This is a genomic window from Janthinobacterium sp. GW460-12-1-14-LB5 (assembly GCF_059423585.1).
In genome coordinates this window covers 92,464-105,943 of sequence record NZ_JBWKYD010000005.1, presented here as the reverse complement: position 1 = coordinate 105,943, position 13,480 = coordinate 92,464, and the positions used below count along the sequence as shown (strand labels likewise).

The window sequence follows — 13,480 nt, the reverse complement described above, 5'->3', positions numbered from 1 at the left end:
GACAAGCGGTAATCCATTCACTAGTTACGGGTGTGCTCATGACCTCCAACGACGTTCTCTCGATGTATGAAAATATTGCAGGAATGACCAACAAAATGGTCGTGGCCGCACGTTCGAGCGACTGGGATGGCTTGGATACCCTGGAAAACCAGTGCGCCAGCGCCGCCAGCGCGACCATGGCGGGCAGCATGCCTGCCCAGGCCGGCGCCTCGCGCCAGCGCAAGATCGATTTGCTCAAGCAAATCCTGGCAAACGACCGCGAAATCCGCGCCATCACGGAACCGTGGATGACGCAGCTGTCGAACGCCATGCCGGGATCGCGCGCCCGCATGTAAGAAGCAGCCGCATCAGAAACGATAAAAGCACCCGAGGGTGCTTTTTTTACGTCTGCCGCCGTGCCAGGGAGCGCGCCATCTGCGGCGCCCAAAAAGCAAGGAGGGGAATTTGGAAGGCGAGCCCCAGGTATCTCCTGGCGTCGCCTCGCTGCCGGTTGCATCCGGCGTTCGCGAGCACATCGTCGGCATCGCGAACCGCTTCCAGACCCAGGCGTTTATGCAACGCTACACCTGTTTGCCGCGCCACACTATCGTTGGTGACTGCGCCAGGCTGGGGCTGTTTTGTCGTAGAGCAAGTCCACTGAATTAATCATAGCACCATCTTTAAGAAACAGGCAACGTGATTGGCAAGCGTTCCCATGTATTTTTTCAATATCTTTTTTTATATCAAATTGGGGTGCGGCCTTGCAGCGGCATTAACGCGAGAACGGCTCCGCTTCCGGCGCGGCCGCTTCCTCCTCCACCGCTTCCGTCAGCACGGGCACATCCTTCTTCCTGCGGCCGAACGGCTTGCGCAGCAAAACCCAGTATTTCGACGGCGTGCCCGGCCCCGCCCCTTGCCTGCGCTTGCGCACGGCATACACGATGAGCGCCGTCACCAGCAGGAAGAGCAAGGTGCCGACACCGAGCCACAGCAAGCCGTTGCCACCCGGCTTCTTTTCCTTGTCGGCAGCCGGCGCCGCGTGCAGGGGCTTGGGCTTGGCATGGGGCGCTTCCGCCACGGCTGGCGCGGCAGCAGGCGGCACGGCCGCGGCGGCAGGCAGCGCCAGCGCCTTTTGCAAGGCGCCGATCTTGCCCTCCAATTCGCCGAGCTTGTCATTCAGGGCCGTATTTTTCTCGTCCAGCGCCACGCACGCTGCCGCCTGCCCGGCATCGGCCTGCGGCGCGCAGGCGGCCACGGGCGCCGTGGCGCGGCGCAACGGCGGCGGACGCAGCGCGGGAGCGGCTGGCGCAGGCGCGGCGGGCGGCGGCACGAACACGCGGGCCGGACGCACCAGACCCTCGGCGCGCGCGCGGGCCGCCAGCGCGGCAGCATCGGGCGGCGGCGCTCCGGCCACGGCGCGCGGCGGCGCTACAGGCATGAGCGCGGGCACTGGCGCGGGCGCCGGAACAGCTTGCCTGGCTGGCGCACTGGCGGCAGCGGGCGGCGCCGGCGTCAGCCACAAGGTGCCCAGGCGCACGACGGCACCATTGCCACTGCCCAGCAACAAATACAGATGCACGTGGCCAGCCTGGATCGCTTGCCGGGTGGTCACGCGCACATAGTGGCGTCCACCGCGTTCAAACGGACTGATCGCCAAGGTTTGCAGGGCGGCGTCCATGCCGATGCCGCCACCCCGGTACACATCGGGCGAAGCCAGGCGCACGGCCACGCCGCCGGCTTCCTCGGGCGCCAGCGCCGTCAGTTCGATCTCGGCCAGCAAGGGCTGGCCCACGTGCGACAGCACGGCCATGTCGCCCAGTTCGGCCGCCATGACGGGCGGCAAGGCCAGGCTGGCGGCGGCGCACGCGATCAGGGACCAACGGGGAAAGATGCTGCTCTGCATGGACTGATCGCTTTGATAACAAGATAAATAATGGAGACTCGCCTGTCTTTAACGGCAGGAAATCGCAAAAATATAGATGAGCCAAGGCAAAAATGATGCAATACAGCATCATCCTGTGCCTTTTTGACGTCTGGAGTACACTCGATCCACCTCCATCGATGAAAGGGATGCCATGAGTAGCAGAATCGAACGCGACAGTTTCGGCCCGATCGACGTACCCGCCGACCGGCTTTGGGGAGCGCAAACGCAGCGCTCGCTTGAGCACTTCCATATCTCCACGGAAAAGATGCCGCCCGAACTGATCGCCGCCCTGGCCACCGTCAAGCGCGCGGCCGCCCACGTCAACCTGGACCTGGGATTACTGGATGGCAAAAAAGCCATCGCCATCACGCAGGCGGCCGACGAAGTACTGGCCGGTAAGCATGACGGGGAATTCCCGCTGGCCGTCTGGCAGACGGGTTCCGGCACGCAAAGCAATATGAACATGAACGAAGTGCTGGCCAACCGCGGCTCCGAGCTGATCGGCGGCTTGCGGGGTGCCGAGCGCCTGCTGCACCCGAACGACGACGTCAACCTGGGCCAGTCATCGAACGACATCTTTCCCACCGCCATACACGTGGCGGCCGCGCTGGCCGTCGCCCACACCGTCTTGCCGCCGCTGCGCCAGCTGCGCGCCACCCTGGACGCGAAAGCGACGGAGTTTGCCGACATCGTCAAGATCGGCCGCACGCATTTACAGGATGCCACGCCCTTGACCCTGGGCCAGGAATTTTCCGGCTACGTGGCGCAGCTGGACTTTGCCGAGCACATCATCACGGCAGCGTTGCCGCCGCTGCTGCAGCTGGCCGCCGGCGGCACGGCCGTCGGCACGGGATTGAATGCCCACGTGGAATTTGCCGGCCGCATCGCTGCCGAACTGGCGCGCCTGACGGGCCAGCCTTTCGAAACGGCCAGCAACAAGTTTGCCGCCCTGGCCGCCCACGATGCCTTGGTCGCCGCCCATGGCGCCTTGAAAACCCTGGCCACGGCCCTGATGAAAATCGCCAACGACGTGCGCTGGATGGCGTCCGGCCCCCGTTCCGGCCTCGGCGAAATCACCATCCCCGAAAACGAGCCGGGCAGCTCCATCATGCCGGGCAAGGTCAATCCCACCCAGTGCGAAGCGCTGACCATGCTGTGCTGCCAGGTATTCGGCAACGACGTCGCCATCACGGTGGGCGGCGCCTCGGGCAATTTCGAGCTGAACGTCTTCAAGCCCTTGATCGCGCACAACTTCCTGCAAAGTGCGCGCCTGCTCGGGGACGGCATGCGCAGCTTCGACGAGCATTGCGCGCACGGCATCGCACCGAACCGTGGTCGCATCGCCGAACTGATGGAACGCTCATTGATGCTGGTCACGGCGCTGGCACCGCACATCGGCTACGACAAGGCGGCGCAAATCGCCAAACAGGCCCAGCACGAAGGCACGACCCTGAAACAAGCGGCGCTGGCCCTGGGCTTTGTGACGGAAGAGCAATTCAGTGCATGGATCGTTCCCCTGGAGATGACGCAGCCCAACAAAAGTTAAGGCTCAGCCTGCATTCCCCCTCGCTTCATGTAAACTATGACCTTAGTTGACACTGTCATTCAGTGTTGAAAACACATCGTTGCAATAAGGGATACAATGCAAAAAGTAAGCTTTGATTTAACATCCGAGTTCGTCGAGCTGAACCAGCTGCTGAAGCTGGTCGGCCTGTGCGACAGCGGTGGCGCAGGCAAGGTCATGGTCGATAGCGGCGTGGTGAAGGTCGATGGCAAGAAGGAATTGCGCAAGACCGCCAAGATCCGCGCCGGTCAGGTGGTCAGCGTGGGCGATATCCGTATCACGGTCGTCGGCCCCGTTTGATACCGGCATGGGGTGCGAAAGCAGCCCCATGCGTCCAGCCAGCACCCCTGCCAGCCCGGCTGCCCAAGTCAAGCTGCGACACGTCGTTATTGTCAGATAAATATCGATTGCAGAAGGGAAGCGCCATGGACCATCCCGAACAAGGTACGCGCAGCCAGGAACGCCTGATCGGCGACTTGCGCCAGGTAATAGAAAACGCGGAAGAATTACTGCGCAACACAGACAAATATACCAGCAGCCTGTACCAGAGTGCGCGTGCCAGGCTGCAACTGGCCCTCGTCGCGGCCACTGCCGAGCTTGCCCGCTTTGAAGAGGAGCAAGTCACCCGCATGATGGACGCCACCCTGACCGCGAATGCCCTGTACCGCGATCAGACGGGCGAAGCGCGCCTGCTGCGGGCCTTCGAGTCATAGTGACGCCACTAGCACCGCATGCGCCAGCCATTGGCGCAAGTGCGCGGCCAGGTCGAAGGCCGGATCCAGCTCGAACGCCGCATCGAGCGCGGCGCCGAACGTCTGCCCCTGCCGCAAGGCTTGCAAGGCGGCATGCTCAGCCGCATCCAGTACCAGCACCTGCGCCTTCCAGCGCGGCCGGCACACCAGTGCGCAGCTCGCCACCTGCAGATCTTGCGGAAACATCGCCGAACCGTCCCCCTCCTGATGCGCCTGCCACATGGCCGCCACCTGCCAGCCGGACGCCAGCAAGGCGCAAGCGGGATGCAGGGTAAAACGGCGCGCTTCCAGCTGATCCGGGTGCAAGGCGGCCAGCGACTCGGGCACCAGTGCCTGCGCATCGGCCGCGTAATGGGCCAGGTGCAAGGCCCATTCCAGGCGCGCCATGTCCGGCAGGTAAGGCAGCTCATCCACAGGCGGGAACGCAGCAAGAAAATCGGCGAAACGGGCGCCAAACTGATTCAAATCGGCGCTATCGGATGGCATTTTACGCCCATACGCACGCGCCAGGCCGCCAAAGAAATCCTCGCCCACCAGCGCCAGCACGACGGGATAGGCGTGCGCCAGCGTGCGGCGCCAGGCGGCGCTCAAGTTGCCACGGTACAGTGAAAAACGCTGCGGCACCACGTCTCCCGCGAACGCTGGCAGGACTGCCGCTGTATCGAGCAAGGCGGTGGCGAACGCTTGCTGGCCAGCAGCCAGCGCGCCTGGCGACGCGGCCGGCGGCGGTGACGGCAGCGGCGGCATCGCGTGCCACGGCGCATGTTGCGCGTGGCGCGCCAGCATGGCTTGCGCCTTGTCTGCCTCGCCCAGCAGGATATCGAGCGGCGGCAAATCCGTGTCCCATTCGACCAGGGTGGGCACGGCGCCAAAGCGCTGCAAGGCGGCCGCATATAACTCCCAGACGGGATCGGCCACGGCGGCGCCGTGATGGTCGATCACGGCGTGCGGCGTCAGCAAGTGGCCGCCCAGGTGCAGCTCGCCCACGCTGCCCGGCGCGATGGCTTGCATGGCCGCCAAGGCGTCTTCGCCGTGATTGCACTGGTTCACATACAGGTTATTGATATCGAGCAGCAGCCCGCAGCCGCTGCGGCGCGCCAGTTCCGTCAGGAATTGCGCTTCGCTCATGGCATCGTCGGCAAAACGCAGGTAAGTGGAGACATTCTCCAGCAAGATCGGCCTTTTCAGCACATCCTGCACCTGCCCTACTCTTGCGCACAGTAAATCGAGGGCGGTGCCATTCAAGGCCAGCGGCAACAGATCATTGAGTTGCTGCTGCGCCACGGCGCCCCAGCACAGGTGTTCCGACACGAGGGCCGGCTCGATGCCTTCCACCACCGCGCGCACGCGCTGCAGATGGGCTTCGGAAAAGCCCCGGACGGATCCCAGGCCCAGGCCCACGCCATGCAGGCTGAGCGGGTAATCCTGGCGCAGGGTTTGCAGCACATGCCAGTCCCAGCCCGAAGGCTGCAGATAATTTTCAGTGTGCACTTCCAGCCAGCCGACCTTGGGCCGGCGCGCCAGGAAGTCGCGGTAGTGCGCAGCGCGCAAGCCGACGCCGGCGCCGGCTAGCGCGAGGACGGGCGGCGGCATGGGCGGGCGGCGGACGCTCAGGGCTGCGTGGCCGGCTTGGCAGCCTTGGCGGCCTTGACGGGTTTCACGGAGCCGCCCGCCTGTTCGCACGTGCCCTTGGCAACATACGCCCATTCCGTGGGCAAGTTGTCCGCCTCCGCCTGGCCCGCGCAGGAATGCGCGCCATCGGACGAAGCGCAATCGTTCTGCCCCGCCTTGGCCACGCCATAGCATTTTTCCTTGTCGCCGGGGGCGGGACCATCGTGGGCGGCCGCGTTGACGGTGGTGCCGGCGCACAGGCCCGCGAGGGCGGCGGCGATAAGAGCTTGACGTTTGTTCATGGGGAATCCTCTTGCATGGGTCAAAGTAAAGTGGACACGCCCCGGGCTGCACGATGGACAACGCGAGGTGATGGACGTCATTCTACTGAATCGGCCGGGTTATGGCGAACGGAGACGGGAGGAAGGCGAAAAGACAAACAAAAACACCCACGCGCCACCGTCGATGACGGTGGTGTGGGCATGGGTACGACCAGCGCCGGACGGGCGCTACCGACCTGCGCTCAGGCTGTCGTGTTGATGCGGTTACCGAGGTGAGCCGGCAGGCTCGGCGCCGACTGTATCGGTGGCAGCGCTTCCAGCAAGGCAGTGGCAGTCGAACTTTGAATATCCTGCGCTTTTTTCAGGACAGTCAAACCGACGGCTTGACGCGTGCCTGTCTCCGCCATCGTGGTTGACAGTTGAGCAATGCTTGCGACGTCCATACGTTTCTCCAATGAGGTTCTACCCTTGTTAACGGATGCTGCCGGCAAACCTTTAACTTATTTTTCCAGCCTGTGCAGCAGCCAGGCCAGCACGTGCTCGCGCGCATTCAAGTCCAGCCATTGCACGCCCTCGCGCAGATCGTCCGGTGCCGGGCTGTCGGAGGCGACGGCGATCACATGCGGGTCATGCGGATACAGGGGCGCTTGCCCCACTTCCGGGCGAAACACTTCCAGCTTGGGGATGGGATCCGTCTTGAAGCCCTCGACCAGGGTCAGGTCTGCCGGCCCCATGCGGGCCAATTGCTGCGCCAGGCTCGGTTCCGGCGCGCCGCGCAGCTCATGCACGATGGCAAAGCGATACGGCGACGCCACCAGCACTTCCGCCGCGCCCGCCAGGCGCAGGCGGGCGCTGTCCTTTTGCGGCGGCTCCAGCGCCAGGTCATGGTGGCTGTGCTTGACCAGGTTGACGCGCAAGCCGCGCGCCGCCAGTTCCTTCACCACAAATTCCAGCAGGGTCGTCTTGCCGCTACCGGAACGGCCGATCACCCCCAGTACCGGGTGTGCGGGCATCGCATCGTGCATGGTCACTCCTTGATTGAGAAGGAATGATTATACGCAGCCCCACCCGCGCATTGCCCAGCGCATTGCATTGCCCAGTGCCTGGCTCATCGCCCAAATCAAGCGCCTCCGGATTTCCCCCCATTCCCGGCGCCGGCGGGGGCCGGCTTGCCACCCTGCCGCCGGCGCCGGCCTGCCGGCTGGGCCACATTTTTTCCCGCATTTCTCCCCGTATTTTTCCCATTCTGCGCCTGCACATTCCTGGCCATGCGCGCCAATTGCCGATGCGCGGCAAGCGCGCCCGCCTCGGCATCGGAGAGCGCGGGCACGGCGGCAGCAGCGTCCAGCTCGCCAGCCGTCGCCAGGTCAGCGGCGGGCTGGCAGGCGGGCGTCAGCGGGGCGAAATCCCGGGCCCGCACATCCGCTTCCCAGGCGGCGCGCTGCGCCAGCACTGTCGCGGGCACGGCCGGCGCCGCGCGGGGCTGCACCAGGGTCAGCACGGCGCCCAGGCCGCTGGCGGCCGCCACGCGCGCGCCCATCTGGGGCAAGCTGCCATCGGCGGCGCGGCAAAAGCGCTGCAGGATGGTTTTGATAATCGACGTGTGGTCGACCACCTGGTGGCTGACGCTGCCCGGCGCGATCAGCGGCGACACGAGCAGCATGGGCACGCGCACGCCATACTGGCGAAACGCGGGGTCGTCGTCGGCGGCGGCGGGCGGCGGCACATGGTCGAAAAAGCCGCCGTGCTCGTCATAGCTGAGGATCAGCAAGGTGCGCGCCCAGGCGGGACCGCGCGACAGGGCCTGGTAGACCTGCGCCACCAGCGCCTGGCCGGCGCGGATATCGGCCGGCGGGTGGTCGTCGTTTTCAAAGAAATGCGGATCGATCCAGCTGACCGGGGGCAAGGTGCCGGCCAGCGCATCGCCGATGAAGCCATAGCGGCGCGCGCTGGAACCGAACGGTTCGTACCACTCGGACGAGCGGTAATGGTCGTCGCTGAAGGCCAGGCTCCAGGGCTTCCAGGCGGAATAAAATTTCCAGCCGATCTGGGCGCGGTCCAGGTGCCGCACGAAGGACTTGTTCGCATACAGGGGCACGCGCTTGCTATCCTTGCTGCCGGCCGCCTTGCCGCTGACCGCATACAAACGGTTGGGCCAGGTAGCGCCCGGCACGGAACTGTAGCAGCGGTCGCAGACGCAAAACTGCTGCGCCAGGAAATCGTACATGGGCAAGTCGGCCCCATTGTAGTAACCCATCACCAGGTCGATGTCGGGGTCGCCCGGATGCGTTTGCGCATAGTCGTCGACGAAGCCGCCGTTATTGTTTTGCAATTGCTGCGCCACCGACTGGCCCGTATGCGACGGGTCTTGCTGCGGGCCGAAGGCCGTGCGCCGCAAATGGTGCACGGGATACGTCACGCCCGCATGCACGTTGGCATGGCTGGCCTGCAAGCCGTCGATATCGGCACGCCCGCCTTCCAGGCTCAGGTAGCCGAGCATGTGGTCGAACGAACGGTTTTCCATCATCAGCACGACGATATGCTCGATGCGCGCCAGGTTTCCCGGCGCATCCGCATCAAGCACACCCTCACCGGCAGCAGCAATCATGGGACCTCCCCGGCCGCGCGCACGGACGCGGCAATCCTGGTTCGACCAGGCCAGGCCAGTATGATTCAGCTACTGTACCCCTGCCTTGATGTGCAACAACTCAATACGGCACGCGGTAGCGGTAGCCCTTGAAACTGAAGATGGCCGCCTTCGGCTGCAGCTTTTCCAGCACCAGGCCAGGCGCCAGTTCCTCGCCTTCGTGGCGCAGCACCTTGTCGATCAGCAGCAAACGGTCGGCCGGATTCTTCGAATAAATATAGCCGCCGATGGCGATCGGGGGAATTTGCCGCTGTATCGGCTCGGGCAAGTCGCGCATGCCGGGCACGGCCTCTTCGGCTGCAGGCGCGGGCACGGGCACGGCAGGCGCCGGGGCCGTAACGGGCGGCAGCGCGGCCTGGCCCGGCGTTTCCTGCTTCGGTTCCGCCACGGGCCTGGCATGGTGTACGGGCGCGGCGGTGGCCGCCGGCGGCACGGGCACGGGCGCGGCGACCGCCGGCGGGGCCGCCACGGGCACAGGGACTACCGGCATCGGCGCTGGCACAGCCTGGGCCAGCACGGCAGGCGCGGCAGCTGGTAAGGGAACAGGTACGGCTACAGGCGCAGCAGCACCCGCCTGCCACGGCTGCCACAGCAGCAGTGCGGCAGCCACGGCCACCGTCACGCCGCCCAGCGCCAGCCAGACGGGCGCGCGCCGCGCCGCGCCGGACGCCGCGCCATCGTGCAGCTGCACTTGCGGTGCGTGGATCGACGGCAACTCGCCCAGCTGGCGCTCGGCTTGCGATTTTTTCAGTGCTTCAAGTATGTAGGACATCTTATTTCCCCGCCACCATCGCCGTCGCGGCGGGCGCCGCCACGGCAGGAGCAGCACCGCTCAGGCGCGGCTCCGCGTTGTCGCCCAGTTGCCTCAGGCGTATATATGTTTTCGGGCCCGCCAGGCCATCGGCCCGCAGGTTCTGGCTTTGCTGGAAAGCGCGCAACTGGCCTTGCATCTCGGCATCGAGCGGCAGATTGGCGGCCGGCGCCGGCAAGCCCCGCTGCTGCGCCAGGCGCTGCGCCAGCCAGTCCACGTCGGCGCCGCGGGCGCCCAGCGGCACTTCGTCGCGCCAGACGCGCGGGGCGCGCCAGAAGGTGGTAAAACTGCCATCGCTGCGCTGCGCCAGCTGGGCCAGCGGCAAGCTGATCTGCTTGCCATCGAGCATCAAGGTGGCGGTATCATCCTGCAGGCGCGTCAGCAGCGCCGGCTGTTCCGTGCCACCCGCATCGCGCAAGGCCAGCATGGCGGGAGTGTCCAGCACGCGCAGTTCGGCGATGCCGCCACGGCTGTGCAAACAGCGCAGGCCGGCGCGCGCGCCCGCCTGGCAAGCGTCGCCGGCCGGCAACTGCTCGCCCCACAGGGCGGCCAGCTGGCGCAGCACGGCGTTGCGGTCCGGCACGCTCGCGGGCGCAGGCGCAGGCGCCTTCGCAGGAACAGCGGCGGCAACGGGCGCCGCCACGGCAGGCGCTTTCGCCACTGCCACCGTGGCAGGCGCGTGCGGCATGAAATGCCAGGCCAGCGCGGCCGTCACCAGCGCGCCAGCCAGCACGCCGCCGGCCACGTGCGGCCAGCGCAAGCCCCGTCCGGCAGCCGGCTTGCCCTCTTCCGCAAACACTTCCTCGGCGGCACGGCGCAATATCTGGCGCGTCACCTGCGGCTGGTTTTCCACGTAGGCACCCAGCAGCGCGCGGTCGCACAGCAGGTTGATGCGGCGCGGCACTCCCTTGCTCAAGGCATGGATGGACGCCATCAAACGGGGCGCGAACGGCGTCTGCGCCGTGCTGCCCGCCACGGCCAGGCGGTGGCGGACATAGCTGGCCGTCTCGTCCTCCGTCAGCGAGCCCAGGTGATAACGGGCGATGACGCGCTGCGCCAGCTGCTCCAGCTCGGGCCGGGCCAGCATGGCGCGCAATTCCGGCTGGCCGATCAGGATGATCTGCAGCAGCTTGCGCTCGCTCGTCTCCAGGTTGGTCAGCAAACGCAGCTGCTCCAGCACGGCGGCGGACAGGTTTTGCGCTTCATCAATGATCAGCACATTATTCTTGCCCTGCGCATGGCTGGCCAGCAAGTGCGCATTGATGGCGTCGACATAGCCTTTCACGCTGGCCACGCCGGGCGCCACGGCGATGCGGAATTCCTCGCAGATCGACAGCAGCAATTCCTCGACGGACAATTTCGGATTGAAGATATAGGCGAGCTGGCAATTTTCCGGAATCTGCTCCATGAAGCAGCGGCACACGGTGGTCTTGCCGGCGCCGATCTCTCCCGTCAGCAGCACGAAGCCGCCGCCGCTGCCCACGCCATACAGCAGGTGCGCCAGCGCTTCGCGGTGGCGTTCGCTCATGAACAGGTAGCGCGGATCGGGGGCGATCGAAAACGGCGATTGCTTGAGCTGGAAATAATGCGTGTACATGGAGACCCTGCGGATGAAACGATCAAAATGCGCTGCGGCAAGCCAATACCCTCAACGGGTGCGGGCGGGCGGCAAGGGCTTGTATTTGGCGCAATACACTTTCGCCTTGCTACGGAAGTAGACGATTTTACTGCCAGGCACGGAACCACGGACAGGAAAGGCGGAATTGTCGAGTTTATTGAAACGCAGGCCAGAGGCGCCGCGGATGGCCGGTTCCAGCTTTTCCGGTGTCGAATCCGCCACCACGCCCATGAAGACGAGGGGACTGGTATCGTCGCTGACGATCACGTCGGTAACGGGCGCGCCCCACAGGGTCGCTTCCGTGCGGAACCAGTAGGCGCCCCCTTCATGCTTGTAGGCGGGGCCGAAGGCCGTCAACAGATAGGCATAGAAGGCCTTGTTGTCGATATGGTCGATGCACAGCACGGCATTGCCCACCACTTGCCCGAACGTGGACGGCGCCGGCTTGGCCTGCGCCAGCACGCCGGACACGGGCACGCCAAAGCCCAGCAGGGCGAACGCCGCCAGCAGGGCCGGCGCACGCCACGGGCGCGTCAGGGTACGGCGCAGGCGCATGATCAGCGCTTGCGCTCTTCTTTCTTGACCTTCTTGGCTTCCTTCTTTTCCTTCATGGTCTTGGCCGGTTCTTTCTTGGCTTCTTTCTTGCTGTCCTGTGCCTTGCTCATCATCTACTCCATGCCTGGGCGGAAATGCCTGGGCCATTATGACACTCCCCCATGAAAATGCCACCCGAAAAGCAAAACGGCCGCGCAAGGCGGCCGTTCCAGTCGTACGTCAGTGCCGGATCAATGCAGGCACAGGCGGCGGCGCGTCTTTTCGATCAGCGCCGCATCGTAGGGATACAGGTTCTCGATGAAGAACAATTCCGTTTCCGCCTCGTCTTCCAGGCACATCTCGATCATGACCGGGCCATCGCTTTCGCGGCCCAGGAAATCCTTCGGCCAGCGGTTCTTGCGGTGCGTGCGCATCATTTCCATGCCCAGCGCGGCCAGCGGCGCCGACACGCCGGCGGCCAGTGCCTCTTGCTGCCAGTCGTCCCAGTACTCGCTCTTTGCTGCCTTGTCGTTCATCATGCTCTTCCAACTCAGGTGTAAAAGGCCGACTTTACTCTTCATGGCGTCCCTTGCCAAGCATGCACAAAAGCAATACCGCAACACCGGGCACAGACCAGTGGGAAAAAATTGGCATTAAACAAGGCCAATTTCAATACCATTTTCAATCGACAAAAACTCCTTTATTAACAACAGCTTGTGGCGAACTTTCCGGGCGCGACACATCAAGCGCAAGAATATTTTACAATACCACTTAAATACCTCTTGACTAGCCATCGAGGCAACAATATAGTGCCTTCAGCTTTTTCGCCGCCCGACAAATAAAAACGAGACAGGCGCATCCAACCATACGCGGGACTGCACACACATGATCGAATACATAATCGGCGTCGACGGCGGGGGCAGCGGCACCCGCGTACGCCTGGCGCGCCTCGATGGCCAGGAACTGGCGCAGGGACAAAGCGGCCCTTCCGGCCTGGGCCTGGGCATCGAACGGGCCTGGACCTCTGTGGCGCATGCCGTCACCCTGGCCTTCCGCGCCGCCGGCCTGGAACAGCCGCCCCTGCAGCGCATGGCCATCGGCCTGGGCCTGGCCGGCGTGCACAACAAGCAGTGGGCCGCCAGCTTCATCGAACACAATCCCGGCTATGCCTTGGTGGCATTGGAATCGGATGCCCTGACCACCCTGCTGGGCGCGCATGCGGGCCAGCCGGGCGTCATCGTTGCCATCGGCACGGGCAGCGTGGGCGAAGTGCTGCACGCGGACGGCAGCCGCCACGAAGTGGGCGGCTGGGGCTTCCCCTCCGGCGACGAAGCGGGCGGCGCCTGGATCGGCATGCGCGCCATCAACCACGCGCAACAGGTGGCCGACGGGCGCGTGCCCGGCAGCGCCTTCGCCACGGCCATCATCGACGCCTGCGGCGGCCAGCGCGACGCCATGCAGGTGTGGCTGGCGGCCGCCAGCCAGACCAACTTTGCGCAACTGGCGCGCCTGGTGCTCGAACACGCGGCCACCAACGTGGTGGCGCGCGCCATCCTGACCGACGCGGGCCAGCAGATCGCCCTCATCGCCCGGGCGCTCGACCCGGCCGGCAGCTTGCCCGTGGCCCTGTGCGGCGGCCTGGCGGCGCCCTTGTCGGGCTACCTGCCGGCGGCACTGTTGCAACTGGTCGTGCCGGCACAGGGCGACTCGGCCGCAGGCGGCCTGCGCCTGATACGCAAGCACTTGCAGGAGCAATGAC

At 65.2% G+C, this 13,480-nt stretch carries 15 protein-coding genes; 5 read left to right on the top strand and 10 right to left on the bottom strand.

The genetic code is table 11. From position 1 onward, the window contains the following. The first annotated feature begins 38 nt into the window (after positions 1-38). The gene (locus AC07X6_RS06415) at positions 39-335 is read left to right on the top strand and encodes a flagellar protein FliT (RefSeq protein WP_494790428.1); all 297 of its coding nucleotides are present in this window, start codon (positions 39-41) and stop codon (positions 333-335) included. 416 nt (positions 336-751) lie between these two features. Here AC07X6_RS06415 and AC07X6_RS06410 read toward each other — a convergent pair whose 3' ends face one another. After that, a complete protein-coding gene (locus AC07X6_RS06410; protein ID WP_494790427.1) occupies positions 752-1,882 on the bottom strand; it encodes a type IV pilus assembly protein FimV in 1,131 nt (376 codons plus the stop codon). 172 nt (positions 1,883-2,054) lie between these two features. Here AC07X6_RS06410 and fumC point away from each other — a divergent pair, with 172 nt between their 5' ends. From fumC to AC07X6_RS06395, 3 genes are all read left to right on the top strand, one after another. After that, positions 2,055-3,449, top strand: a complete 1,395-nt coding sequence (fumC, locus tag AC07X6_RS06405; protein WP_230538583.1) for a class II fumarate hydratase — start codon at positions 2,055-2,057, stop codon at positions 3,447-3,449. A gap of 96 nt (positions 3,450-3,545) precedes the next feature. Then, on the top strand, positions 3,546-3,767 hold the full coding sequence (locus AC07X6_RS06400; protein WP_092798343.1) for an RNA-binding S4 domain-containing protein: 222 nt from the start codon (positions 3,546-3,548) through the stop codon (positions 3,765-3,767). Between the two features lie 125 nt (positions 3,768-3,892). Further along, on the top strand, positions 3,893-4,180 hold the full coding sequence (locus AC07X6_RS06395) for a hypothetical protein (RefSeq protein WP_494790426.1): 288 nt from the start codon (positions 3,893-3,895) through the stop codon (positions 4,178-4,180). Here AC07X6_RS06395 and bufB read toward each other — a convergent pair. From bufB to AC07X6_RS06350, 9 genes are all read right to left on the bottom strand, one after another. After that, positions 4,175-5,812 carry an MNIO family bufferin maturase gene (gene bufB, locus AC07X6_RS06390; RefSeq protein ID WP_494790425.1) on the bottom strand — a complete coding sequence of 546 codons (1,638 nt, stop codon included), beginning with the start codon at positions 5,810-5,812 and terminating at the stop codon, positions 4,175-4,177. The two genes, AC07X6_RS06395 and bufB, sit on opposite strands and share 6 nt — an antisense overlap. Positions 5,813-5,829: 17 nt before the next feature. Further along, positions 5,830-6,132 (bottom strand): BufA1 family periplasmic bufferin-type metallophore, encoded by a 303-nt coding sequence (locus tag AC07X6_RS06385; protein ID WP_230538586.1) that lies wholly within the window; start codon positions 6,130-6,132, stop codon positions 5,830-5,832. A gap of 221 nt (positions 6,133-6,353) precedes the next feature. Further along, on the bottom strand, positions 6,354-6,554 hold the full coding sequence (locus AC07X6_RS06380) for a YjfB family protein (protein WP_071079054.1): 201 nt from the start codon (positions 6,552-6,554) through the stop codon (positions 6,354-6,356). 57 nt (positions 6,555-6,611) lie between these two features. Beyond that, entirely contained in the window at positions 6,612-7,136 is a 525-nt protein-coding gene (gene mobB, locus AC07X6_RS06375) for a molybdopterin-guanine dinucleotide biosynthesis protein B (protein ID WP_230538587.1), read from the bottom strand. Between the two features lie 95 nt (positions 7,137-7,231). Further along, entirely contained in the window at positions 7,232-8,719 is a 1,488-nt protein-coding gene (locus tag AC07X6_RS06370; protein ID WP_494790424.1) for an alkaline phosphatase family protein, read from the bottom strand. Positions 8,720-8,819: 100 nt separating this feature from the next. Then, positions 8,820-9,530, bottom strand: a complete 711-nt coding sequence (locus AC07X6_RS06365) for a general secretion pathway protein GspB (protein ID WP_494790423.1) — start codon at positions 9,528-9,530, stop codon at positions 8,820-8,822. A 1-nt stretch (position 9,531) separates the two neighbouring features. Continuing rightward, positions 9,532-11,166 (bottom strand): ExeA family protein, encoded by a 1,635-nt coding sequence (locus tag AC07X6_RS06360; RefSeq protein ID WP_494790422.1) that lies wholly within the window; start codon positions 11,164-11,166, stop codon positions 9,532-9,534. Between the two features lie 51 nt (positions 11,167-11,217). Next, positions 11,218-11,742 carry a hypothetical protein gene (locus AC07X6_RS06355; RefSeq protein ID WP_230538591.1) on the bottom strand — a complete coding sequence of 175 codons (525 nt, stop codon included), beginning with the start codon at positions 11,740-11,742 and terminating at the stop codon, positions 11,218-11,220. Positions 11,743-11,972: 230 nt separating this feature from the next. Continuing rightward, a complete protein-coding gene (locus tag AC07X6_RS06350) occupies positions 11,973-12,260 on the bottom strand; it encodes a hypothetical protein (RefSeq protein WP_034759823.1) in 288 nt (95 codons plus the stop codon). A 346-nt stretch (positions 12,261-12,606) separates the two neighbouring features. On the opposite strand from AC07X6_RS06350, the gene AC07X6_RS06345 reads away from it, so the two are divergent. Beyond that, positions 12,607-13,479, top strand: a complete 873-nt coding sequence (locus tag AC07X6_RS06345; protein ID WP_494790421.1) for a glucosamine kinase nucleotide-binding domain-containing protein — start codon at positions 12,607-12,609, stop codon at positions 13,477-13,479. Position 13,480 lies beyond the last annotated feature (1 nt).